Annotated in this window: 30 protein-coding genes; 9 read left to right on the forward strand and 21 right to left on the reverse strand. The window is 42.6% G+C overall.

Going from position 1 to position 24,128, the window contains the following annotated elements:
• Nucleotides 1-98: 98 nt before the first annotated feature.
• The 12 genes from ACNORC_RS07980 to ACNORC_RS08035 all read right to left on the reverse strand — a co-directional run bounded on the left by ACNORC_RS07980 (nt 99) and on the right by ACNORC_RS08035 (nt 8,065).
• Nucleotides 99-293, reverse strand: a complete 195-nt coding sequence (locus ACNORC_RS07980) for a hypothetical protein (RefSeq protein WP_418335095.1) — start codon at nt 291-293, stop codon at nt 99-101.
• 87 nt (nt 294-380) lie between these two features.
• Complete coding sequence (locus tag ACNORC_RS07985) at nt 381-839, reverse strand: SRPBCC family protein (RefSeq protein ID WP_418335096.1); 459 nt, start codon at nt 837-839, stop codon at nt 381-383.
• A gap of 105 nt (nt 840-944) precedes the next feature.
• A complete protein-coding gene (locus ACNORC_RS07990; protein WP_418335097.1) occupies nt 945-1,232 on the reverse strand; it encodes a hypothetical protein in 288 nt (95 codons plus the stop codon).
• 40 nt (nt 1,233-1,272) lie between these two features.
• A complete protein-coding gene (locus ACNORC_RS07995) occupies nt 1,273-1,812 on the reverse strand; it encodes a hypothetical protein (RefSeq protein WP_418335098.1) in 540 nt (179 codons plus the stop codon).
• A gap of 41 nt (nt 1,813-1,853) precedes the next feature.
• A complete protein-coding gene (locus tag ACNORC_RS08000) occupies nt 1,854-2,369 on the reverse strand; it encodes a hypothetical protein (protein WP_418335099.1) in 516 nt (171 codons plus the stop codon).
• A gap of 71 nt (nt 2,370-2,440) precedes the next feature.
• Nucleotides 2,441-3,181: a hypothetical protein gene (locus tag ACNORC_RS08005; protein ID WP_418335100.1), complete on the reverse strand. Its 741-nt coding sequence runs from the start codon at nt 3,179-3,181 to the stop codon at nt 2,441-2,443.
• Between the two features lie 147 nt (nt 3,182-3,328).
• The gene (locus ACNORC_RS08010; RefSeq protein WP_418335101.1) at nt 3,329-4,090 is read right to left on the reverse strand and encodes a hypothetical protein; all 762 of its coding nucleotides are present in this window, start codon (nt 4,088-4,090) and stop codon (nt 3,329-3,331) included.
• Nucleotides 4,091-4,348: 258 nt separating this feature from the next.
• The gene (locus ACNORC_RS08015; protein ID WP_418335102.1) at nt 4,349-5,116 is read right to left on the reverse strand and encodes a carbonic anhydrase family protein; all 768 of its coding nucleotides are present in this window, start codon (nt 5,114-5,116) and stop codon (nt 4,349-4,351) included.
• Between the two features lie 26 nt (nt 5,117-5,142).
• Nucleotides 5,143-5,838, reverse strand: a complete 696-nt coding sequence (locus ACNORC_RS08020) for a DUF2490 domain-containing protein (RefSeq protein WP_418335103.1) — start codon at nt 5,836-5,838, stop codon at nt 5,143-5,145.
• A 203-nt stretch (nt 5,839-6,041) separates the two neighbouring features.
• Nucleotides 6,042-6,782, reverse strand: a complete 741-nt coding sequence (locus tag ACNORC_RS08025) for a M15 family metallopeptidase (RefSeq protein ID WP_418335104.1) — start codon at nt 6,780-6,782, stop codon at nt 6,042-6,044.
• Between the two features lie 131 nt (nt 6,783-6,913).
• Complete coding sequence (locus ACNORC_RS08030) at nt 6,914-7,471, reverse strand: DUF4395 family protein (protein ID WP_418335105.1); 558 nt, start codon at nt 7,469-7,471, stop codon at nt 6,914-6,916.
• A 60-nt stretch (nt 7,472-7,531) separates the two neighbouring features.
• A complete protein-coding gene (locus ACNORC_RS08035) occupies nt 7,532-8,065 on the reverse strand; it encodes an SRPBCC family protein (RefSeq protein ID WP_418335106.1) in 534 nt (177 codons plus the stop codon).
• Nucleotides 8,066-8,264: 199 nt separating this feature from the next.
• Between ACNORC_RS08035 and ACNORC_RS08040 the strand changes: the two genes are divergently transcribed.
• Both ACNORC_RS08040 and ACNORC_RS08045 read left to right on the forward strand, forming a co-directional pair.
• A complete protein-coding gene (locus ACNORC_RS08040; protein ID WP_418335107.1) occupies nt 8,265-9,638 on the forward strand; it encodes a serine hydrolase domain-containing protein in 1,374 nt (457 codons plus the stop codon).
• An 85-nt stretch (nt 9,639-9,723) separates the two neighbouring features.
• Nucleotides 9,724-10,101, forward strand: a complete 378-nt coding sequence (locus tag ACNORC_RS08045) for a hypothetical protein (protein ID WP_418335108.1) — start codon at nt 9,724-9,726, stop codon at nt 10,099-10,101.
• A 60-nt stretch (nt 10,102-10,161) separates the two neighbouring features.
• Here the strand turns inward: ACNORC_RS08045 and ACNORC_RS08050 are convergent, their stop codons facing one another.
• From ACNORC_RS08050 to ACNORC_RS08075, 6 genes are all read right to left on the reverse strand, one after another.
• Nucleotides 10,162-10,629, reverse strand: a complete 468-nt coding sequence (locus ACNORC_RS08050) for a hypothetical protein (RefSeq protein WP_418335109.1) — start codon at nt 10,627-10,629, stop codon at nt 10,162-10,164.
• A gap of 247 nt (nt 10,630-10,876) precedes the next feature.
• Nucleotides 10,877-11,524 carry a class I SAM-dependent methyltransferase gene (locus ACNORC_RS08055; protein WP_418335110.1) on the reverse strand — a complete coding sequence of 216 codons (648 nt, stop codon included), beginning with the start codon at nt 11,522-11,524 and terminating at the stop codon, nt 10,877-10,879.
• Nucleotides 11,521-12,816 (reverse strand): sulfurtransferase, encoded by a 1,296-nt coding sequence (locus ACNORC_RS08060; protein WP_418335111.1) that lies wholly within the window; start codon nt 12,814-12,816, stop codon nt 11,521-11,523. Before ACNORC_RS08060 ends, ACNORC_RS08055 begins: the two co-directional genes overlap by 4 nt.
• A 124-nt stretch (nt 12,817-12,940) precedes the next feature.
• On the reverse strand, nt 12,941-13,486 hold the full coding sequence (locus tag ACNORC_RS08065; RefSeq protein WP_418335112.1) for a flavodoxin family protein: 546 nt from the start codon (nt 13,484-13,486) through the stop codon (nt 12,941-12,943).
• Between the two features lie 65 nt (nt 13,487-13,551).
• Nucleotides 13,552-13,878, reverse strand: coding sequence for a winged helix-turn-helix transcriptional regulator (locus ACNORC_RS08070; RefSeq protein WP_418335113.1), 327 nt, complete (start codon nt 13,876-13,878; stop codon nt 13,552-13,554).
• Nucleotides 13,879-13,918: 40 nt separating this feature from the next.
• A complete protein-coding gene (locus tag ACNORC_RS08075; protein WP_418335114.1) occupies nt 13,919-14,689 on the reverse strand; it encodes a hypothetical protein in 771 nt (256 codons plus the stop codon).
• Nucleotides 14,690-14,856: 167 nt separating this feature from the next.
• On the opposite strand from ACNORC_RS08075, the gene ACNORC_RS08080 reads away from it, so the two are divergent.
• Nucleotides 14,857-15,339: a hypothetical protein gene (locus tag ACNORC_RS08080; protein WP_418335115.1), complete on the forward strand. Its 483-nt coding sequence runs from the start codon at nt 14,857-14,859 to the stop codon at nt 15,337-15,339.
• Nucleotides 15,323-15,529 (forward strand): helix-turn-helix transcriptional regulator, encoded by a 207-nt coding sequence (locus ACNORC_RS08085; protein ID WP_418335116.1) that lies wholly within the window; start codon nt 15,323-15,325, stop codon nt 15,527-15,529. The genes ACNORC_RS08080 and ACNORC_RS08085 overlap by 17 nt, the downstream gene beginning before the upstream one ends.
• An 87-nt stretch (nt 15,530-15,616) precedes the next feature.
• On the opposite strand, the gene ACNORC_RS08090 is transcribed toward ACNORC_RS08085, so the two are convergent.
• Nucleotides 15,617-16,684, reverse strand: coding sequence for a serine hydrolase domain-containing protein (locus ACNORC_RS08090; protein ID WP_418335117.1), 1,068 nt, complete (start codon nt 16,682-16,684; stop codon nt 15,617-15,619).
• Between the two features lie 338 nt (nt 16,685-17,022).
• Here ACNORC_RS08090 and serA point away from each other — a divergent pair, with 338 nt between their 5' ends.
• Together serA and ACNORC_RS08100 are read left to right on the forward strand one after the other, a co-directional pair.
• Entirely contained in the window at nt 17,023-18,915 is a 1,893-nt protein-coding gene (gene serA, locus ACNORC_RS08095) for a phosphoglycerate dehydrogenase (protein WP_418335118.1), read from the forward strand.
• Nucleotides 18,916-19,076: 161 nt separating this feature from the next.
• Complete coding sequence (locus ACNORC_RS08100; RefSeq protein WP_418335119.1) at nt 19,077-20,867, forward strand: hypothetical protein; 1,791 nt, start codon at nt 19,077-19,079, stop codon at nt 20,865-20,867.
• A 55-nt stretch (nt 20,868-20,922) separates the two neighbouring features.
• Here ACNORC_RS08100 and ACNORC_RS08105 read toward each other — a convergent pair whose 3' ends face one another.
• Both ACNORC_RS08105 and ACNORC_RS08110 read right to left on the reverse strand, forming a co-directional pair.
• The gene (locus ACNORC_RS08105) at nt 20,923-21,450 is read right to left on the reverse strand and encodes a GNAT family N-acetyltransferase (RefSeq protein WP_418335120.1); all 528 of its coding nucleotides are present in this window, start codon (nt 21,448-21,450) and stop codon (nt 20,923-20,925) included.
• A 73-nt stretch (nt 21,451-21,523) separates the two neighbouring features.
• Nucleotides 21,524-21,946 carry a VOC family protein gene (locus ACNORC_RS08110; RefSeq protein ID WP_418335121.1) on the reverse strand — a complete coding sequence of 141 codons (423 nt, stop codon included), beginning with the start codon at nt 21,944-21,946 and terminating at the stop codon, nt 21,524-21,526.
• A gap of 210 nt (nt 21,947-22,156) precedes the next feature.
• Between ACNORC_RS08110 and ACNORC_RS08115 the strand changes: the two genes are divergently transcribed.
• From ACNORC_RS08115 to ACNORC_RS08125, 3 genes are all read left to right on the forward strand, one after another.
• On the forward strand, nt 22,157-22,792 hold the full coding sequence (locus tag ACNORC_RS08115) for a Crp/Fnr family transcriptional regulator (protein WP_418335122.1): 636 nt from the start codon (nt 22,157-22,159) through the stop codon (nt 22,790-22,792).
• A gap of 69 nt (nt 22,793-22,861) precedes the next feature.
• Nucleotides 22,862-23,662, forward strand: coding sequence for a sulfite exporter TauE/SafE family protein (locus ACNORC_RS08120; protein WP_418335123.1), 801 nt, complete (start codon nt 22,862-22,864; stop codon nt 23,660-23,662).
• 4 nt (nt 23,663-23,666) lie between these two features.
• A complete protein-coding gene (locus tag ACNORC_RS08125; RefSeq protein ID WP_418335124.1) occupies nt 23,667-24,125 on the forward strand; it encodes a methyltransferase family protein in 459 nt (152 codons plus the stop codon).
• The last annotated feature ends 3 nt before the right edge of the window (nt 24,126-24,128 follow it).

Consider the following 24,128-nt stretch of genomic DNA (forward strand, 5'->3'; position numbering starts at 1 on the left):
AAATTTTAAAAAACCCTAAGCATTTATTTTATACATGTTTGGGGTTTTTATTATTGCCGCCAGCCAAAAAAGGTTCCAAAAATGGCATTTTTGAGAGCTTAGTCCTGGTTGACCAGAAGGTATTTAGCGTCGACAAACTCAATGGAATGTACGCCCACGTCGAGTGACTCCTGCATATCAAAAGTGTAGATACAACTGGAACCTGTAGCGATCTCATAACAGGGTTCTGAAGCATACCTGGCATAAGCACCGGATGTTTCCAGTCCGTTTATATTAAGGGTGAGAACAGGCACTCCGGTTACTGAATACTCCTTTAAATTCTATTCCTTAGTCAAAAATGGCATCTTTGAGAGCTGATATATCAGGCCTTTGGTCATGTGCTATTGTTCTGAAAGCTGCTTGAGCTTCTTTAAGGCCATTGGCCAGGTATTATTAAAGTAGTCAAGGTAATCTCCGTGAACATCGTTTTCTACCGTCACCGTCGTTACCCCGTTTTTCTCTTCGAAGGAATAATTTTCCATTCCGCCGGCCCATTTTTCAACTTCCGGCCCTTCAGTAATTTCCTTTTCCCCGTCCAGCGTTCCGTAATGCCTGATGGAAACGAATTGATTTGGAATATTGTCTGCAATTTCAGAAACCATGCCGCCGCGTCTACCGTTTTCATCCGTCCCGATAAAATAGATCTTTGATCCCTTTTCCCAACTTCCCTCATAGGTTGAGGTCGGATTGAACTCAGCCGTCCATTGCTGGTAGGTCTTGATATTGCTAATACCCAGCATGGTATCGTAAACCTTCTTGGCCGGGGCGTTAATGACCTGGCTGTATTGCATTCTTTTCATGAGCTATATTTATTTAAAATAGTACTACAGGTAACAAGTGGGGGTGAGGGGGGAAACCGGCGCTAAACCGGATCTTTGTATAGTGAAGATACTTATTTTCTTTATTTATTCCGCCAGATTAACTTTTACAACTGTACTGTCCTTTTCAGTGAAAATTATTTGATAACGATCAGCAGCTGCAGGTGGTGATTTGTAGGAATAAACAAATTGCGTAGAATCCCAATAAGCCTGCTCAATTTTATCGGGATTATTACTCATTAATTCCCTCACCTGATTAATGGTCATTCCGGGTTTAACAGCTTTTAATTCTCTAAAATTCTGTTCCGCCTTCTGATTACAACTCATCAATAGTCCCGGAATAAGTAAGGGGAGTAATTTGTTTATCATTTTCATCATTAAAGTTTTCATTAGAAGTGAAAAATATTGACTTCCATCATCGCCTGACAGGATAACCAAAATTTGGGCTGTACACTTCAGGTTTCAGGTCAAGTCCGCTGCTTAAAAACTCCAGCGCTGCTGTCGCGGTCTCTTCCGAAGAAAACCGCATCAACAGGTCACGTTTTATATGCCGGTCGTTTAGGATATAGATCTCAAAGGAATTAAAATCATAACCCAGGTCGGGTTTTGCAGCGCTAAACCAGGCGTACTTTCGGCTCCTCCTGAACTTTAGTATGGAAACCACCGGCCGGTCTTGCAAACTGATCTTTTTCCTGTGCAATACCCTGCCCCTAAAGAACTTCGCCTTGTAGAGTTTTCCGTCGCTTTTAATAAATCCTTTCTTCGAAAAAGCCAGGAACACAACTCCTGTAAAGAGGCCAATGAGGAAATAAACGAGCAGATCACCCTTCCAGTTCAGCTCCCTGTAACTGAGTTCGGCCAGGAAAATCGGAATAGGACTCGCCAGCCCTAACAGGTGGATCTTTTGGTGGGTTACAAAACTGTCTTCTAAAATTATTTTTTGAGGAGGATTCATTCGTGACAAAAAAAGGTTCCAAAAATGGCATTTTTGAGAGCTTAGCCCTGGTTGACCAGGAGGTATTTAGCGTCGACAAACTCAATGGACTTTACGCCGACGTCGAGTGACTCCTCCATGTCAAAAGTGTAGGTACAACTGGAGCCTGCAGCGATCTCATAACAGGGTTCTGAAGCATACCTGGCATAAGCACCGGATGTTTCCAGTCCGTTTATATTAAGGGTGAGAACAGGCACTCCGGTTACCGCAAAATTGTTGGGATTGTTCAGCTTTATCTCAATTTGCAGCCTGGAGGTGTTGTTCCCGGTATCGGGTGTAAATTTAAAAAGCAGCACCTCATAAGAGAAATTCTCCAGCTCGACCGGCTCAATGAGTTTGGCATCTACCAGGTCAGGCATGTCACAGGGTACCTCCTGCCTAATGTTATAACTGTAGGATTGATTGTTGACGTAATAGAATTGAGGAATGGTAATGGTCTTCATGCAGTCATCAGAGGAGCAGCCGAAGAGCATAGTTGCTACTAAGAGCAACAGGGGGAGGTTAGATGATATTTTCATGTTTGTTAAGTGGAAGGTATAGTAGGGAGAGGTTGCAGGAATTGTTTTAATATTATTGGAAGTTGTTTTTATTAAGCAGGCACACCAGTCAGAGAGTTATAAAAACTACGCGCAATTTCACCTTCTAAAACATAAAATTGAGCTGAATTGTCTTCTCTTAATTTCGAATTTTCAAATGACTCCAATCTATGTCCAGAAGAAACTTTATATAAAAAGCTCACTCCTTGAATATGGATTAAGTAACAAATAGTATTTGACATTCTAACTTTTCTAGGAGGAATAAGCATTTTCGCTGGTAGAAAATCTTTGCTATACATAACAATCATTGTTTCAAAATCAGTTTCTTTTCCTGGATCCTCATTTAGAAGCATTTTTCTAATTTCTTCGCTATACTTTTGACCCAAGTTGATACTTTTAAAAAATTCATTTTTTGAAATATGTCCTTTCCAAAGCATAGACAATAAAAAAAGCTTGAATTTTTTATAATCTATATTTTCAACACTCAATTTGCCAGCCCCTTGATCCTTGGAAAAGCTTGTAATTTTATATTTTAATCTTTCTGAGAATTTTCCACCATGTAAAATTTTACTTGCGTAGGATTCGTGCTGTCCAATGATTTCGTTATCACATTTTTTACACAATATATTTTTATCATAAAACCCTGTAGGTTTTTTGCCGATGATCCTCAATTCATCAAGCTTAACTAAGGAAGTAAAATGTTTTTCGTCAAATAATCCTTCATACATAAAGTCAGGTATAATGTGACTTTTTTTAAGTAAAGGTTTATCCGTTTTGCAAAGTTCACATTTCATTTAAATGGGGGCTAACGTATCGGTCATCGTCATTTGGCGGATTAGCGATGGAGACTTGTCGGATTAACCATTTTCTTGCTTAGTTTCTAAAATTACACTTTTTCTATTTGACCCGTTATTTGAGGTGTATGTTGTTGGTGGCAGTTTTTACTTCCAAGGATCATTTTGGAAGTCATTTTTAGAATATAATACATAATAGTCCCTTAGTTCCTGGGTTTCTTTGTAAAAATTATAAAGAGGTTCGGACCACGCGCTTAAATCTTCGTTTTTTAATTTATCAAGGACTAATAGGTCTTTAGCCATGTATCTTAAATAATTATTATAAAGCAAGAAAATCCTCTTTAAAATACCTGAATCTATATTTGGTAATAATCTTACTGTTTCTTCGATCTCATTAATTATTCTTGCCCAATCATTGTAAATTTTAGATCCAAGATTACCTTGGGTGATTTTATCGATTGATGGTGCAAATTTATAAATGTGAGCTTTTGGATATACATTTTTGCATACTTCTTCAAATTGTGATTTTGTCAGAGTTTGATATTTGTATGAAGTGTCTGATTTTTTTAATATTTCATTTATCAATGCATAACTCGAAAAAATTATCGATTCACATTTGTTATTAATAAAAGGTTCTATGTCGTCTTTTTTTCTTTTTTCAGGTAGATAGACTACGATCAAATAAAATATTAAACTAATTAAAAATCCTAGTGATATATTTTTTAAGAATTCATTTCCTCTACTAAATTGTTGTAATAAATCTTCTATAGATGTATCTTTTAAAATATCAATAATTTCCTCATTCGAGGTTTTAACCGCAATGAATAAAAATATTATCGTTAAACTCCATAATAGAAAAGCTGAAATCTTTCGTTCTATAAAAAAATTAATTTTCTTCCTTCTTATCATTTCCTTGTAACAATTGCCTCCAACGAGTTTTATAACATCCTTTATTTGTGGTATTCAAAATTTTTTCTGCATAACAACAGAAAATCCTACGCCTTAAATTTACTAAAATTTTGTTAAAGAAATTTACGGAAAACCGTAAATAGAAGAGGCTCCAAAAATGTCATTTTTGGAAGATCTTTCTGTAAGTCCTTTTTACAGGGACAAAAAAAATCCCATACAAGTTAATGTATGGGATAATCCTCTTTACCGGGAGAAGAATTACTCTTTAAGAAAGGAGACCTTTCCGCTTGCCATGTCATAGACCGCAGAAACAATCATGATCTTTCCCTCATCTTCCATTTTCGCCATGGTAGGGGAAGCTTTTCTGATATCATCGACCGTCATCATTGCATTATTGGTGATCACCGTATTGGTAAATTCCGCATTTTCTGAAGTACGTTCCCCTTCGAATTCGGTTGCCGCTATGGCCGGTTCGATCTCATTCATCAGTGCTGCCAGTGATTCCATTCCAAGTGCTTTGGCATCCACCTGGTCAATGGTAGACTTTACGGCTCCGCAAGCAGTGTGCCCCATGACGATGACTAATTTTGAGCCTGCTACAGCGGTAGCGAACTCCATGGAACCAACTATATCTTCATTGTCAATATTTCCTGCCACTCTTGCTACGAAAATATCACCTATCCCCAGATCGAAAACATCTTCAACGGGCACCCTGCTGTCCACACAAGACAGCACAATCGCTTTTGGAAACTGACCGATCGTCGCTTTTCTTCGCTGTTCCGAGTGATCACGTTGAGTGAGATTATTGTTGATGAAATTCTCATTCCCTTTCTGTAAACGACCCACAATTTCCTGAGGTGTCATTCCAGCCTGTTCTTCGGCCGTCAAAATACTACCCACGATTTTTTCATCGACCATTGGGTTTTCAGTTTGCTGTGCAACTGGTTCAGATCTTTCGGTGTCCTGGCAGGAGGTTAAAAACAGTACTGCCGACAATGCCATCAATGTTAATTTAAGCTTTCTCATCTTTCTGATTTTTTGAAGTTAAAATTTTAAAAACTTTGGTGCAGACTGATCTGTAATTGTCCCTTTTGCCAGTTTACCGAGGTTTGTTCCATCCATCCCAATTGCACTCTCAGTTTATTGTTTATGGCATGACCAAGACCCAGATAGGTTCTGTTCCGGTCAAAGAATTCTACCCTGCGTCCATCTCCTATATCCCGTTCCCCGTTTATGAACAGCTCATTGTAAAATGCGAAATAGTTTGTTCCTTTATCCAGGCTTGTACCTTTGAATGGTACATTAACAAAGAGATTATAGCGATATCGTGTCCTCAGATCCTGGTCTTCTACCCATCTTTGCTCATAGCGGATTCGATGCGTGAGCAATAGTTTTTTGAGAATTATGTTTGAGAACAATGCTTCCTGGTAGATACGATTTTCAGATATCGGGTTATCGATTTCGGTACCATATTGCCCGGATGTAATATTTCCAAAACCCAGGGTGAATTTCACACCAGAATCCGTTGGACTATAGGTAATACCCGAACGAAGTAATAGCTGTTCTCTATCTCCAAGCCCACGCCAGTCCCTGTATTGATAATCTCCCTGCAGGCCCCAGTTGGATCCTTTGAAAGTAGTATTGTAGAAATACATATACCACGCTCCCAGTTGATCTTCATCGGGTCCCTGAGCATTAGCCTGATTCAGGAATAGTAGGCTTAGTAGTAGAAAATAAAATCTCTTCATTTTGTTTAAATAATTCATTAAAAATTTAAACAAAAATATACGAGAGTTTTAATTATTCATTCTACATTAACTAATTTTTAATACTGTTTCTTTCAAAAAGGAGATAATCCCTGAACTATTTCGGGAAAATACGAGGGCTCCGGGATAGAGGAGTGGAATATGAGGAGTAAAAAAAATTGTGCCAAAATGGCATTTTTGGAGATCTACTCCGGAGTTTCCTGGTCCTCTTGTAAGAGTGAGGCAATCCGGGCAGGAGGCACAGGGGCAGGAGCAATCCCGTTGACATAAGCAGAGATCATTTTTTGGGCGGCCGCCAGGTACGCTCCCTGAAAGTCTGTGATATCCCCATAGTTGATGATGCGGTTGTAGATCTCCAGGTAAGTACCGGCCAGCGGCAGGTAAGACCAGTGCCATTTTTCTTCTTCATAGCCGGTCCTGCCGCTCTCTTTGGAGGTGTACACCTGGTGAAACCCAAATTTATAGGCATTGTTGAGCAGCCATTCATATTCAGCTTTGCCCTTGCCTTCTTCGAAATAGGAGTTTTCGAGATTGTTCAGGTCCACATCGGTGCCCCAGTGGTGACGGGAGGTACTGGGCATGGAACTGAACTCCAGGATCTTTTTGCTGCGCTCCAGCGGCTCGAGCTCCTCAAATAATTTCCACTTATAATCCCAGATGGCCTTTTGCGCCTCAAAATTCCGCGCTCCTGAAACTATCTTCAGTTCAATGCCGTCTGCCTTTGCGGCCTCATGCATCCTGACGAAAGCGGTGTAGACTTCCCGGTTCAAAAAGGTGGTTTTGGAGGCGTGTTCTTTGGCCACCTTTATAAAGTTCTCCTCGTGCTCATATTGCAGCTTCCCCAGCAGCAAATCTTTGCTGATGCTTTGGGAAAACAGCTGCAGGCTATTGAACAGCAGCAGGAATAAGAAGGTTTTTTTCAGCATGGGGGACGGCCTGATTGATCTTAATTAAATCTTAAAACCAGCCTCCAAAATCTAAAAAAAATGTGAAGATGCAAAATCCGGAATCATAAAAATTCCTGACAAAGCGAGTTCAGGAGAAGCACTTTTTTTTCCTATTCCGGGGTGTTCCTGCTGCTGAAGACATTTCCGGAAGGCTCATCGATCCTGATCTTTTTCCGGAGAAATAAATAGTTGTAGATCTTGGAAGGAATACAGATGTCTGTTGTGCTCACGAGAAAAGCGATCAGGAACATGATTCCGCCCAGAATATATCCTGCAAGAAAATGCGAGGTGGCGAACAAAAAGATGACCAGGGCGATCCATACGGTGGCGATGCTGCAGGCAAATTTACCCTGTGAACTGCGGGGAGGAAGTTTGGGCCTGTCCAGCCAGTGCCGTATTACGGAATTATAGAGGTAATCTACCGGGTGCCAGGGAAGGACCACTCCAAAGAAGGCAAGCAATCCGGCCACCACCAGGATAGGAATATTGGTAAGCACCAGTCCTAAAGTGAAAATTGTAAGACAAACCTGGAAGGCGAGCCGATGACCCACAGAGTGAAGAGAGATCTCCTCTTCTGAGAATCCGCGGTAGTAACCCTGCTCCTTCAGGTGGTACCTGCGAACGGCCGAGATAAGGCAGGAGTCTTCATTCCATTTTTCCTCTTTCATGTCTGCCTGTGTTAGCTACTTAAATTTACGGAAAAAGGGGAGATCTTTCCCTTAAAATTTCTAAACCGAATCGTTACTGAACCTGTCGCCGGTATGGGATTCTCCTGCCAAAAGATCGTCCAGCTGGTTGAGGGCAGCGGTAAAGCCTTCCTGCGCGCCCATTTTCAAGATGGCATTGAGATGATCTTTGCTGTCGAACGTATTTTCCACCCGTAGCAGGGTGGAGTACTCTTTGGGCTGAAATTCCACGATCCAGTCTGAAGCGGGCAGCTCTTGATTCACGCTGCCGTCTTCTTTCAGGAAGCTGTCCCGGGCGAGGAAACTTTCCTCCTTGTTTATTTTTTTATAATCCACCCTTCCCCAGTGTTCTTCGCCGTCTGGACTCAGCATACCGTAGGTCCAGTGACCGCCTTCCCTGAAGTGCATTTCTTTGGTGCGGGCCGTCCAGGGTTTGGGTGCCCACCATTTTTCGAGCAGTTCGGCTTTGGTCCAGGCTGCCCATACGGCAGGAACAGCTGCCGAAAATTTCCTTTTTACAATGATCTTGTGATTGGCTTCATCTATCCGGAATTCAGTAAAAGGATGCTCGCTCATTTCCTGTGTTTTTAAAGTGTAAATACGTTTCTTTCCCGTCCTTCTAAATTAAGGTAAAATATTTATATACAATCGATTAGGTGATGAACTGTCAAGAAAATTTGTAGATGGTGTTTGTTGTACACCAATGCAGGGAAAAGGCCACCTCTTCAATATAAATTTCAAAAGCCTATATTTATAATACTAATCCTTCTACCATATGAAAAAGATCCTGAAGTACGGCCTGCTCTTGCTATTGATCGCTTTTATTGTCACAGCCTTCATCTACTATCCGCGGCTGGATCTTATCACCGGATTTGCAGCCAAGAATATGTGTTCCTGTACGTTTTTGGCTGAAAGGGATCCTGCGTCTGTAACAGACGGAGACAATGATTTTATGCCTGTTAAGCTGGCAAAGAGCGAGGTCAATTATGAAGAAAGATCGGCGACGGCTACAGTCTTTGGTTTAAAAAAGCGGAAAGCAGTTTACCGGGAAGGAGCGGGTTGTACCCTGCTTCCCTATGGCAGCGATCGCAGTGAACGCAAAACCGTGGTTCCCACACGCTCTACTAATAGCGGCGAGGCGCCCTATCCTTACGGAGAAGGAGAGCCTCTTGCTGCAGATCTTCCCGGGGTGAATAAAGAATCCCTGGATGCTTCCGTAAAATTGGCTTTTGAACCGTACAATCGAACCCGGGCAGTGCTGGTATTGTACAAGGATCAATTAATTGCTGAGGAATATGCTCCGGGTTTTACAGCCGAAACCAAACAATTGGGCTGGTCTATGACCAAGAGTGTGACCAATGCAGTACTGGGGGTGCTGCAAAAACAGGGCAGGATCTCCCTCGAGCAAGACCATCTTTTCGCTGAATGGGACGGAGATCAACGTTCACAGATAACCCTCAGAGACCTGTTGCAAATGAACAGTGGCCTGGAATGGAATGAAGACTACTATAAGATCTCAGATGTGACAAAAATGCTCTATTTGGCAGAGGATATGGGGAGAGTTCAGTTGAAGCAACCTTTGGTGGGGCAGCCGGGAAGCAGTTGGAACTATTCATCGGGCACCTCTAATCTGCTGTCAAAATTTATCCGCAATCAGTTCAATGATTATCCTGCATACCTCAATTTCTGGTATGAGGAGCTCATAGATAAGATCGGGATGAGATCCATGCAGATCGAAACTGATCTTACAGGGACCCTCGTTGGCTCTTCCTACGGCTGGGCCACTCCGCGGGATTGGGCGAAGTTTGGTCTTCTATACCTTCGCAAGGGGAACTGGAACGGAGAACAGGTCCTCAATGAATCCTGGGTAGAATTTTCAGCCATTCCCACCACAAATTCTGACGGCCAGTATGGCGCCCATTTCTGGCTCAATGCCGGCGGAATATATCCCAATGTACCCAGAGATCTATACTCGGCCAATGGGTTCCAGGGGCAACATGTTTTTATCATTCCGTCGCGCGACATGGTCGTAGTCCGGTTTGGATTGGTAGAGTATCCTGAATTTGATATCGACAGTTTTTTGAAGGGAGTAATAGGTGCTGTTGAGCCTGTTGAAAAGAACCGGGAAGAACTCGTAGTGAAATTGTAATTATCTAATTTTCTGATATATGGTTAAAATTATGCTATATTTATAATAGCATCTAATTAACTGAGACCAACCAAAATCAGAAATTATGGAACGGCCAATCACCACCAGCGGCTTTTATGCTATTTTAATTGGTATTCTACTTTTGATCCAGGGAATATGGAATCTTATTGATCCGCCGTTTCTTGGGATATTCACTTCCAATGTGCTGCATGCAGTCATTCATATTCTTCTTGGACTCGCCGGTATCTGGCGCGGGATTGTTGGAAACGCCTTTGGTTACTCTTTGTTCCTCGGGGTCATTCTTCTGGCAGTGGGAGTACTGTTCTACATTGAAGTAATAGGAGATATTATTGAAGAACTTCTAAACGTTAATGAACCTGTGGCCTTGCTAAATATCGGAATTGGGCTGTTATCGCTTTTCATGGCCCTTGCCGTGGGCAGGAACAGACGATATGAGGTATAAAAAAAAGATCCCTCTTCAAAAGGGACCTTTTATAATTCTCAACAGTGCTTTATAGCTGATTTATTGTTTTCCCATTTGGTGCTGCTGCATTCTTCGTTGCATTTCTCCATACATGGCGGTATCACGTTCCATCATCATCATAATGTGCTGCATCATGCGTTGGTGCATCTCCGGATTTCTGCGGAACATAGTGGTATCTTCTTCCATCACGTACATCATTCCCTGCATAACAGAATCTATCACGTCGGGATCGTTACGCATTGTTCTGCGCATTTGATTGCGGGTGAACATGTTTCGCATCATAGGTTTGTGTTGAGCCATCCATTGCATGGGCTTTTCGCTTTCGCGCATTTCTTCCATGAATTCTGTAAATAATTCCTCATCATTAAGGATCTGATCGTAGACATCCTCACGAAGTTCCTGGTCTGTAGCCAGGTTCACGTCACGGTCATTGTCACAGGAGTTGAGGGTGAGAAGTAAGAACAAGGCAGCAAGCCCTGTTTTCAGGAAAAGACTGAAATTTTTCATTGCATTGGTTGTTTAGATTATAACTCTTTAAGTTAAGGGAAAATCTTCTTTTTTTAAAGAATTTTGAGAGGAAATAATCAGGAAATTAGAGATTTAGGTGGATTGCAAATAACGAAAATAAGAGGACGCCGATGAGGAGGAGAGAGAAAGGATATTTTTTCCAGATAATGCTTCAAAAAAGGTCTTTTTGGATATTTCTTTTCTGATTCCTTCTTAACCTGATATTACAGGAATGCCAATCAAATTTTTAAAGTTTTTCGGCAGATTTCCGGGCGATAATTATGTGGTCGTGAAATTCAATCCCATCCCTTTCCTGTTCCTGCATATGTTGTTCCCGGAGAATTTTAAAAGCGTTGGCTTCCAGGGTCTGCCTCAGGAATTCTTCACTATGGTAATGTGTGAGTAAGCGCTGTTCGCCTCCCTGGCTGGGTCCAACCATTTGGGAAATATATGATTTGCTGACCATTGTACTCAAATAAATAACACCTTCAACATTCAAGAGGGCAGCGGCATTTTTTATAAAATGGGACACCTCGGGTTCAGACAGGTATGGCAGGCAAAATCCGCAGACGAGTGCATCGAATTTTTCTTCCAGTTTGTCGATCTCCCGGCAATCCATCTTTATAAATGCTGCGGAAGGAATATTCCTTTTGGCCAGTTCCAGCATTTTTGTGGAAAGATCGATCCCAACGATCTGCAGCCCGGGCAGCCTTTTGAGAAGGTAGACCGAAATATTGGCCGGGCCACAGCCGATGTCCAATAGTTTTGAGTTCGGATTTAAATATTCAGGAAATTGGTCCAGCGAAGAATGGTACGGCTCCAGATCCATGTATTTTTCCTGGTAGGCCTGTGCGAAGCTGTCAAAAATATGCTCGGTATTCTTCAGGTTGTTCATGCCTCCTGCTTATCGGGAACTCCTGTTTCGTATGGATTCTTAGGATCATTGCTCCACTCAAACCAGCCCCCGTCATAGACTGAAACTTTTGGCCAGCCCATTAGCCATGCGTTGAACCAGGCTTCGCTGCCTCGCCATCCTGTACCGCAGTAAAAAGCGAGGTGCTTGTCTGGTGTAATTCCATTTTTTCGCCAGTTCTCTTCGGTCTCATGGAATTCTCGCGTGGTGTGATCTACATTCCGGTAGTTCTCCATGTGATAAGCATCGCTACCACAGTCGGCAAAAATGGCTCCCGGGATGCGTCCTTTGGCTTCAATATAGTTGTACCCGCTTACTTCGCCAATATACTCAGGATAGCTTCGTACACATACGAGTTCGGCATCCTGTGCGGCCAGCATTTGTTTGGCTTCGGGTACATCTACAGCCAGTTGCGGATTTGCCGGGATCTCAGCTCCAAATTCCGAAACCGGTTCTTTGGGAACATCTTCGGTGCTTACTTCGTAACCGGCATCTTCCCAGGACTGGAACCCGCCATTGAGAACCCGCACGTCTTTTACCCCCGCATACATCATGATAAAGGCATTTCGAATGGCACCAATGTCACCTGCAGCACTTCCGGGAAATTCGTCATCATTGTCGGGAAACATGAACTTTCCGTAAAGAACAACCGTGGTGTCTGCAGTGATTCCGTGTTCTTCAAGGGCTTTTTTCAATTCCTGCGGACTTCTTCTGTTCCAGGTCTCCGGCGATTCCAGTGCATTAGTGTCCATGTCAATGGCGCCCGGAATATGTCCGCTGAGGTAGGCATCGCGGTTGCGATAATGAGAATGCACCACCACGAATTTATCATCGTCGTATTCGGCAGGTCTGTCTCCTGAAATTAATTTTTTCACCCATTCTGCGGAAACCAGGTGTCTGTAGTTGGGAAGCTTCTCCATAGGATTCCTTTCATCTGTCACCCATTCCGTCAGAAAATCTTCATAGATAGAGATCATTGGATAATCTGCTTTGGTAAATTGTTCGGCCACCTTTTGGACTTCTTCCGAAGTATAACCATACAGAATGATCTCATCTTTCGGAAGGATCTCTTTATGCCGCACACTTTCGATCCAATCCATGTATTTGGTCCACTTTACCGGAAGTGATCTTGCCCCTTTGATGTGCCCGCCTCTCTCCTCATTTTTCAGTCGCCAGCCATTGTAGGCATCTACAGATCGAACATCAATGATCTTTGCTCCATGGCGGGCTTTTTCTTTAAGTTCCTGGGTGGTTACTTTCCGGAATTGTGTCATATACTCTGGTTTAATTTAAGGTTCAGTTTTAGCTGGAAGGCCGTTAAGGCCTGCTGCAACTAAATATACCTAAAAATATTCCGGAGAGAAAAGTGAAGTACCCGCCTTAAGCAAGTTCTATGAATTATTTAACACTAACTGGATCAACTGCAAAAGTGGTGGAAGTAATGTTCTCGAGGAAATCCTCAAGCTGCTGTTCCACTTCCAAAGGAATTTCATTATTCTCTATCCAGGTGTGTACCTCACCTGCGTATTTCATGCCGAGGTAATTTGCGCTCTCCCTGAATGGCATTTCAAAGCCGGGTTTTAATTCTGAGTCAGATCCGCAGCTTAGCATTGCCATGGTCTTGCCCCGAAGTTTTCTTCCGGTTTCTTTTTCTATTTTGAGACAATCGGTGATGCGATCAAAAAATATCTTCATTGTTCCGCTCATACTGTACCAGTAGACCGGAGTCGCAAAAATGATGGTATCATAGGTTTCCGCAATTCTGCGCATCAACGGAAGAAAATCATCGTGCTGGTGAATATTCTCATAGTGGTAAGGACCAATTTGGTATTCGGTAAGATCTAGGATATCATACCTGGTTTTCGCTGCAATATATTCAGAGACCTTCGCTGTATTGCCATTGCTCCTGGAGCTGCCCAGGATAATTACGCCTTTTTTTTCCATTTTTGAATGTTTTGGGCAAAGGTAAAGTGGAGGGAAGGAGCAGACAATATGGGAAAAATTGTTCCCTATAACTTTTTGCCGTAATCGGAAAGTGCCCGGAAGACGCTCTGTAATTCTTTGCCTAGCGGCGTCAGGGAATATTCTGTTCGTTTAGGGAACTCGTTGAAATCCTCTTTTTGAACGATACCATCCTGTTGCATTTCAGCCAGCTGTTTGGTGAGCGCCCTACGTGACGCCTCCGGAAGGCCTTTTTGGATCTCTGTGAGCCGCAGATTCTTTTTAAACAGCTGACTTAAGATCGCAGGCTTCCATTTTCCGGAAAGAACAGAAAGTGCCTTTTCTGTAGGACAATCCTGTTTTAGCGGTAATTTATGTTCATAGCTGCTGCTCATGTGGTAAAAATAATATTTTGTTTTCAAGACCGGAGAAAAATCATTCAGGATATCCCAACAGATAAATGATCACTCCGGGTCCCGATCTTTTTCTGCCGGTTTTCCAGGTAAAACTTTCCCTGTTCTGTACCCGGTCAATAATCTGTTGCATTTCCCGCAGGGAATAGGTGCGAAGCGAAGAAACAATTCCATCCCATAACACGAACAGCGGTACGATAGGGATGAGGTAGGTAAAAAGGAGCCTTCCCCAGCTGAAAGGTTTTATAAATGGGGTGGTGAAAAGAACGCTCAGCGGCGAAAGCAACATGGCGATGATACTGGCTGCACTCCTTTCCTGGGCTTCAAAAACAGCAATGGGACTATTGGTATCTACGGCATTTTGTAGCACGGACACGGCATCTTGGGGTTTAAGATGGTGGAGAAGGAGAAATAAGGTTCGCATTCCTTCAAGGTCTTCCGGAATGTTCCTGACGTCCACCGGGGTCTCTCGGTATTTGATATGCAGCTCCTCCTGGTGATGAAGTTTGAAGGCCGGAAGATTTGGAAAATGATCAGTGAGCGTGAAATTAAGATCGGGAAACTTTTTTCGCAGCTCCGGAATCAGGTCGAGGAGGGGTCCGCCTCCTCCAGAGCCCAGATCGGTTATATGAGGAGTTCTTGAATGCTGAAGCCCTTCTTCCAACAAAGGCAGAATGGGTGTGAACAAATGGGTCTTGTTTGACAAAAACCGCAGGAAGTCGGTTCCATAGTTTCTAAGGAACTGAGGGAACCAAGACTGGTCCTCAAATTCAAAAAGCTGCAAGCGTCCCATGATGCTGATTTAATTGAAGTTACATAAAAATCTCTTTTGATGAGATCGGAATTATGATTCATAACATAGAGCTCTTTATGGAAGAATATTTTGTCATTATGTAAAAAATACTTGTCTTTTAGAATGGAGTTTTTTACCTTTACTTAAAATATTTAATTCCGTAGATCATGAAAACGAACTATTTATTTCCTCACCGGTATAAAAAACTGGGATGGATCATTCTCATTCCCTGTGTGGTTTTTGGATTTTTTACTGTGATCACAGATTATGAACCTGAATTTCTGGATGTACAGGTATTCGCCCTCTTCATCGATGGTTTCCTGGGAGAGGATAAAATTATCGGCTTTACCGGGAACAACATTTTGAATGAAATTCTGGGGGTCCTTGTAATCTGTAGCGGATTGCTGGTGGCTTTCTCCCGGGAGAAGCATGAAGACGAATTTATTAGCAAAATAAGGCTGGAGTCTTTGGTATGGGCAACTTATTTGAATTACGGGATCCTTGTCCTCGCCATGCTGCTGTTCTATGATTTTACTTTTCTATGGGTTATGATCTTTAACATGTTCACTATTCTCCTGTTCTTTATTTTCAAGTTCAACTGGAGTGTATGGCAACTTCAAAAATCTCTGAGCTATGAAGAACAGCATTAAAGTTGAGCGAGCCAAAAAGAATATCACCCAGGCCGAACTTGCGAAACTGGCTAAGGTGAGCAGGCAGACCATCAATGCTATGGAGCTTGGGAAGTATGTGCCATCAACCGTCCTCGCTCTCCGCCTCGCGAGTATCTTTGAAGTGGAAGTGAGCGAAATGTTTGAACTGGAAGAGAGCGATTGGGAGTAAGGAAAAGCAATGTTTTACAGCATTCCTGTCATTCAATCGATTTTATTGAAGTTGCCCTTTAGCTGGTAAAAGTTTTAAAATGCAGTTTTAGGTAAGCTCCTTCCGAAGCTGATTGATCGCCTTCAGAATGGTGGAAAATTCCTCATTTGTGATACTGCCATTGCTTAAAGCAACCATGACCGTTCCCGATTTCTGGTCCCGATAGTAGAGTGTACTGAATCCAACCCAACCGCCGGCGTGCTGCATCACCTGGCGGTCTTTATATACTACCCATCCAAAGGCATAGGGATCAGCATTGTCAGGAAGATCTGCACCCGGGTTAAAATAGATCTGCCGCCATTTTTCAGATAAAAGATCTTGAGAGCGAAGAAACCTTTCCCATTTGACAAAATCGTTGATTGACATGTAGACATTTCCATCCCCAATGACACCATCAAGATGGTTGAGGTCATTGATCAAGGTATCTCCTTTGAATTCCAGGCCGATCACCCTTTCCGGATGTTTGTTCCGGTAGGAATGGGAATAACCAAAGGAATTGTCCATTTGTAACGGATCGAAAAAATTCTTCTGGAAGTACTCTCCCATGTTCATTCCGCTTATTTTTTCGACTACTGAAGCCAAAACAATGTAGCCGGTGTTGCTGTACTGGTAATCTTCACCGGGTTGAAAAAGTAAATCGGGGGTATGAGCTTTAAAAAGCTCAAGCATGGATTCATTGGTTGCATACGGATCAGCATAAGAAGGATAGTCTTCGAACAATTCTTCGTACTCGGGTAAGCCTGAAGTGTGATGGACCAGATTTGCAATCGTTATTGAGTCATATTTCGCATTTTTTAATTGAGGCAGGTAATTAGAAACTGGGGCGTGGTAGTCCAGTTTTTCTTCCTCCATTAGCCGGGCGGCAGCCAGGGCAGTAAAGTGCTTGGCTACACTGGCCAGGTTAAAGGAAGAGTTGAAATCAATCGGGGTACCCTTGGTGTCAGCTATTCCCTTTGCAGCTTTTGCCACCACCGAATCCTGCTTCATCAGGAGTACGGCGCCATTAAATTCGGGATGGGTCTTCAGGATACTGTCTATCTGCTGCTGATAGTTTTGGGAATGAAGGCTTAAACAAATAAGGAATAATAGTAGAGGGGCTTTTCGTAAAATTCTCATTTTTTAAAACTATTTATCTTGATTTTCGATTACTTCTTTCAGGTTTTTAAGGCCCATTACCGCTTTTTTCTTTGAGGCCCTCGACTTCCGGTCTCCTTTCACACATCTCAATTATCCTTGTCCCAAAACGGAATAAGACCTATAAGTCTTCAGGTGGAGTAAAGATAAAAAAAATGAATTTTTAGGGGTCATGTATGACTTTTTTGGAAAATACTCTCTTTAAAATATCAATTATTAAATTAAAAAGTTTAATTATTCTGAAATCACTAAAAGTCAGTTTTCCTTTATAAATGCTCATCTAAAAAATGTAGTTTTGAGTAGCAAATAACTCCGGAAAAATGAAAAACAACAGGCATTTCGTAATTGATTTTGACAGCACCTTCACACAGGTAGAAGCTTTAGATGTTCTCGGGGAGATCTCCCTGGCATCTCATGACGAAAAAGAAAAGCGGCTGGAAAAATTAAGCGAACTCACCAACAGTGGAATGGCCGGAGATCTTTCCTTTCGGGATTCTCTAATTCAACGCCTGGAGTTGCTAAATGCCAAAGAAGGCCATTTGCCCGAACTTGTCAATCGCCTAAAGAGCCAGGTTTCTACCTCCTTCATCAGGAACAGGGAATTCTTTGAAGAGAACCACGAGAATATCTATATCATCTCAAATGGATTCAAGGAGTTTATTGTTCCTATAGTTAGTGAATTTGGTGTGCGGGAAGAGAATGTATTCGCGAATACTTTTAAGTATGACAAGGATGGTAAGATCATTGGGTTTGATATAGACAACGTCCTGTCTTCCAACAACGGAAAAGTTGAGATGCTAAAAAGACTGGACCTGCAGGGAGACGTGTATGTAATTGGCGACGGGTATACAGATTACGAAATAAAAGCGGCCGGGTTGGCCAATAAATTCTACGCCTTTACCGAAAATGTGGAGCGGGACAATGTGCTGCAAAAGGCAGATCATATCACCCCTAGTCTGGACGAGTTTCTTTACCTCCACAAAATGAACAAAGCGATCTCCTATCCCAAGAACCGGATCAAGGTTCTCCTGCTAGAGAACATTCATGAAGATGCGGTGAAGATCATGAAAAATGAGGGTTATAATGTATCTACTATTTCGGGGGCTTTGGATGAAGAGGAATTATCAGAAAAGATAAAGGATGTTTCGGTTTTGGGAATCCGCTCCAAGACCCACCTCACTAAAAAGGTGCTGGAAAATGCCAATCGTCTCATTGCCGTAGGAGCATTCTGTATAGGCACCAACCAGATAGACCTGGACGAGTGCCTTAAAAAGGGAATTGCAGTCTTCAATGCTCCTTTCAGTAATACCAGGTCTGTAGTTGAGCTGGCTATAGGAGAGATCATTTTGCTTATGCGTGGCCTGCCCGACAGGTTGCAGGAAATGCATGAAGGAGTCTGGAATAAATCGGCGACCGGAAGCTGGGAGATCCGCGGGAAAAAATTGGGTATCGTGGGGTATGGTAATATCGGAGCCCAGCTTTCTGTAGTGGCTGAAGCCATCGGTTTTGATGTGTACTATTATGACTTGATGGAGAAATTGGCGCTGGGAAATGCTACTAAATGCAAAAGTCTGCACGAATTGCTTTCCAAAGCAGATGTTGTGAGCCTTCATGTGGATGGCCGAAAGGAGAATGAGAACCTGATTGGCGAAAAGGAATTCGAACTTATGAAAGATGGAACTGTTTTCCTGAACTTAAGTCGCGGCCATGTTGTGGACATTCATGCTCTGAAAAAGAATATTGAATCCGGAAAGATCAAAGGTGCCGGAGTAGATGTTTTTCCGAAGGAACCAAAGACAAATAATGAGACTTTTGAATCCGAACTTCGGGGGTTACCAAATATGATCCTGACTCCGCATATTGGTGGAAGTACTGAAGAAGCCCAGGTGAATATTGGAAATTTCGTTCCGGGGAAGATCATTGATTACATCAACACCGGAGGTACCACCAACAGCGTCAATTTCCCAAACCTGCAGTTGCCAATACTCGAGAATGCGCACCGCCTTATTCACATTCACCACAACCGGCCGGGGATCATTGCCCATATCAACAATGTACTTTCAGAACACGGCTGCAATATTGTGGGGCAATATCTTAAGACCAATGAACAAATTGGGTATGTGATCACCGATATTGATAAGGCCTATGACGAACAGGTGATCGAGGAGATGAAGGGAATTGAGGGCACTATAAGGTTTAGGGTGTTGTATTAGCAGTCCTTAGTCGAGAGTCTGGAGTCGAAAATCTATAGTCTAAAGTCTAACTACTACCGACTAAAGACTATCGACTAAAACCCAAAACATGACCTGCATCATAACTCAGGCTTTAAAGCTTCGCCATCTTTGGCGTTTTGCCTTTAAAACTCTGAAGATATATGTATACACTTTCACCACACAATTTCCACATTCCGGTGATGGGAATTGCTTTTACAATAGACAGTCCGGTAAAGGTGGCTTGCTACGGAATAAACTCGGCACTTTCTATTATTGAAGACAACCTGATCGAGATGATGCGGAAGCATTATTACCAGGAAAACAATGAGCCTTATGTTCCCATTGAGAAACATGAGGAAAATTACCGGGTGCGCCGTATTACCGATTACCTGAACCTTGTAAACCGCAATGTTCACAGGAAACTGGACCAGCTTAAAAATTCTGCTTTCGAAACAGGATCTGAGATCGTCAAGTACTTTGAGATGCTGCCGGAAGAAAGCGGACTAAAGGAAAAATATCACCGGTTCCTGGAAGCCCATGGAGAAGCAAAGACCGAGCTGGAAAACTGGCTTCGGAAACAAATTACTCCCGGTGCGATCGAGGTAAATATCATGACCAAGGTTGACAAGAATAATAAGAACCAACAGGGAGAGATCATTCCTGATGGTTCAGATGCTTTAGGAGCACTTAGAGCCTACGCTGAAAGTGACCTGGAAAATTCTGCAGTCATTTTTTCTGCAGGTATGAATCCGCGGCTCTTCAACTACCTGGAGAACTTCAGGGAGTTTGATGCCACCGGTTGGGGCGAATTTAAGAAGCGGGTCGTGATCAAGGTCAGTGACTACAGGTCTGCGCTTATTCAGGGGAAGTACCTTGCCAAAAAAGGTATTTGGGTGAGCGAATTCAGGATAGAATCCGGATTGAACTGTGGCGGCCATGCCTTTGCCACCCAGGGACTTTTATTGGGACCTATCCTGGAAGAATTCCGAAGTAAAAAAGAGGAACTCGCGACAGAGCTTTTCAGCCTTTACAATCCTGCATTACAGAGCAGGGGAGACGAGGGATTTGAAAAGCCGCATCCTATTGCGATCACCGTGCAGGGAGGTATTGGTAATCATGAGGAACAACAATTATTGCTGAAGCATTACAAGGTTTCAGGAACCGGTTGGGGCTCTCCTTTCCTTTTGTGTCCCGAAGCTACAACTGTAGATGAAAAGACCCTGGAAGTTCTTAGTGCCAGCAAGGAAGATGACGTAGTGCTGAGTAAAGCTTCACCTCTGGGAGTTCGCTTTAATTATTTGAAAGGAACAACCGCCGAAAACGAAAGACTGGAGCGGATAAAAAACAATAAGCCGGGCAGCCCCTGTACTGAAAAGTATTTAGTGTCCAGCACTGAATTTACTGATGAACCTATCTGTACCGCCTCAAGGAGGTACCAAAAACTGAAGCTGGAACAGCTTAAAACTGCAGATCTTCCGGAAGCTGAGATGAAACAGGAAATTGATGATCTGCTCAGCAAGGAATGCCTTTGTATTGGCCTGAGTAATTCTGCAGGATTGAATTATGGGGTGCCAATGGTGAAAAAGCTGGATGCGGTGACCATTTGTCCCGGTCCAAATATTGTGAATTTCTCAAAAGTAGCAAGCCTTCAGGAGATGACAGATCATATTTATGGAAGAAAAGAGCTTCCGCAGAAAGAGGGAAGAGCCCATATGTTCGTGAAAGAACTCCAGCTCTATATAGATTATATACAGGAGGAGATCAAAACCTGTTTACAACCCGGACCCAGAGATGTAAAAGGCTGGAAAGGCTTTTGTTCTAATTTGTTGGGTGGGGTGGAACACTATCGCGGACTGTTGCAGCAGGAGCTGATAAAGAACCGAAATGCTTTTGAAGAGGGATTGCAACAAATGGAGGCCAGGATTTTGAAACTGAAGGAAAGTTTAGAATAACAACTAAATACCCCTCAAAAATAGCTTTTTTGAGGGGTATTATTTTTCAGATCATTTACCGGTCAATTTGAAGAAAGGAAAATATATCTACATCCAGATATTCTCCATCCTCAATTTCTGCCTGCCGCAAAGTTCCTTCGTGGTAAAAATTTAATTTTTGAATCGCAGCTTTACAGGATGTATTTCGGCTATCCACGAATCCTTCAATACGGTTTAGGCCGAGTTTTTCGAATCCTAACTCAAGTAGTTTTGGCATTACCTCCTGCATGATACCGCGGCGCCAGAATTCCGGAAGGAGCCAAAAGCCTATTTCCGCTTTTTTGTGTTTGCCGTCCAGGTCATTATAGCCGCCTGCCCCGCAAAATTCTCCGGTCTCTTTATTATATACTCCCCACCACATTCCTGTGCCATTTTTCACCAGGTCAGCATACCAATCCATTTGTTCCCGGGTGTCTTCCAGGGTTTCAAAATGAACGGCATAATATTGGGTCACGCGGGTATCAGAGAGTCCGCGGTGAATGTTTTCTATATCTTCCGGAATAATTTCCTTTAAAATAAACCGGGTGGTTTCAGGTAAACTCATGTGTTCAAGATCAATTCTGAAATGGCCAGGGAGCCGAAACAGTTGACAAAGCTAATAAATTTAGTTTTTGGATCTATTTTCTAACCTCCGGGATGAGATTGAGCTGCCAGGAAATTCCATATTTATCCTGCACCCAACCAAACTTGGGGCTAAAAGGATACTCATCAAGTGCCATAAAGACTACTCCGTCCTTAGCGAGTTTTTTAAAGGCATCATCAATGTCGCCGGGTTTGTCACTTTCAATAAAAAAGGAAACTGCGGGCGTAAAGCTGAATTTGTGTTTTAGACTGCTGTCCTTGGCGATAAATTGCTGACCATTCAGAGAAAAATGTGCCTGCTTGACGGTTCCTTCCGGTTCGGGATCGTTTGGTCCGTATCGTTCAATAGAACCTACTTTAGAATCATCAAAAAGAGTGGAGTAAAAATTTATGGCTTCTTCTGCCTTGCCGTGTTGCTCCCCTGTGAACAGGAGAAAAGTGTGTATTTTGCTACTCATTGATCTAAATTAAGTTGCCATAATTTAATTAATTTTTGAGACTCTCCCTTGACTCTTCTGGATTTCTTCGGAAGGGGTCATTTATAAAGATCTTGTGAAATCGTAATCAAACAGGAGGTTCTAATACTATTCCGATAAAAAAAGATCTTTCCGGAAGCTGTCAGTTATCAGTTTTAAAATTTTAATTTTACTACATCAAAAGAATACTTCATGCTAAAAGAAGAATTAACCGAAGCTTATCATTTCATATTCGAGGAGGAATTGATCGAAGAAATAGCCAAATTCGGAACTCTCAGGGAAGTAAAAGCCGGAGAGAAGATCATAGAAATTGGCGAGTACGTAAAGAATATGCCTTTGTTGCTCGAAGGGGCGATAAAAATTATGCGTGAAGACAAGGACGGCGATGAGCTGCTTTTATATTTTCTCGAACGCGGCGATACCTGCGCTATGACTCTTTCCTGTTGCCTTGGCCAGACAAAAAGTGAAATAAGAGCGATCGCTGAGAAGGATACAAAACTTATTATGATCCCCATTGAGAAAATGGAGGAGTGGACCGCGAGGTACAAGAGCTGGCGCAATTTTGTCTTTGAAAGTTACCACACGCGTCTTAGCGAAATGCTGGACACAATTGATACCATCGCATTTTTGAATATGGATCAACGACTTATGCGCTACCTGCAGGATAAAGCGAAGATCAATGGTGACGCTTTGATCCAGGTGACTCATCAGGAGATCGCGTATGACCTCCATACCTCCCGCGTTGTGATCTCCCGTTTGTTGAAAAAACTGGAACTTGAAGGCAGGATCAAATTACAGCGAAACAGTATCCAGGTAATTGATCTGTGATCTGCGTGTAATAAATGTTACTGTGGAGCAGTGAAGACTCTTTTACTTTTGCACCTCAAAAATTCATGAATGGATCTTATTGAAATTTTTGGTTATCTGGGAGGGCTGCTAATAGGCCTGGTGCTGGGGTTGATAGGGGGAGGAGGTTCCATTCTTACCGTGCCTGTTCTTGTGTACCTGCTTTCTGTGAATCCGGTGACTGCAACCGCTTATTCCCTTTTTGTAGTAGGTACTTCTTCTCTGGTAGGTGCAGCCCGTAACATGCAGAAAAAGCGGATAGGGTTTCGCACGGCTCTCGCCTTTGCAATTCCTGCCGTAATCTCTGTGTTCTCAACCCGAAAATTTTTAGTTCCCGCAATTCCTGAGGAGATCTTTCGTATTGAAGATTTTATCTTTACGAAAGACATCGCGATCATGATCTTTTTCGCTGTGCTCATGTTGCTGGCGAGTTTTTCGATGATCCTGGACCGCGAAAAATTGCTGGAGGAAATAAAAGAACCCTTAAAACCTAATTACCAGCTGCTCATTCCCCTGGGATTTGGAACCGGCCTGGTCACCGGCCTTGTAGGTGCCGGAGGTGGTTTTATAATTATTCCAATATTGGTTTTGCTTGCCGGACTGCCTATGAAAAAAGCCGTGGGAACTTCCCTTTTTATAATTGCTTTGAATTCCCTTCTCGGTTTTCTTGGAGATCTTGGGCATCAACCAATAGATTGGCCTTTCCTGTTGTTCTTTACATTTTTAGCTGTCCTGGGAATTTTTCTGGGGGTCTACCTCAATAAATTCATTGACGGCAAAAAATTAAAAAAGGGCTTTGGGTGGTTCGTACTGGTCATGGGGATCTATATTTTGTGGAAAGAACTATTTTAAAGCTATGGCAATTCCCCTTAAAGACAAGATCTATGTGTTATTACAGGGCATTGTCTTTTTGAGCTGGATTTTGCCGGTGGAGATCTTTACTTTTTCCCTTCCGGAAGTTTTAAGGATCGCAGCTGTTATTCTCACTTTGGCAGGTGCTTTCCTGATAGTGTTCGCTTTTATTCAATTGAATACTAAAATATCTCCTTTTCCCAGTCCGGTAAAAGGAGCAAAATTGGTGAGCTCGGGAGTCTATGCTTTTGTAAGACATCCAATTTACGCCGGAATACTTTATGTGGCTTTCGGACTTTCTCTTTGGATGGGGTCGGGGTACAAATTGCTGTTAACGCTGGTCTTGCTGCTGGTGTTCTGGTTCAAGACGAATTATGAAGAAGAGAGGTTGCAAAAGACCTTTCCGGAATATGAAGCCTACAGAGCCAAAAAGGGTAGATTTTTCCCTAAATTTAATCGTTGAACT

Origin of the sequence: Salinimicrobium soli (genome assembly GCF_048323655.1) — a bacterium.
GTDB classification, from domain to species: Bacteria; Bacteroidota; Bacteroidia; order Flavobacteriales; family Flavobacteriaceae; genus Salinimicrobium; species Salinimicrobium soli.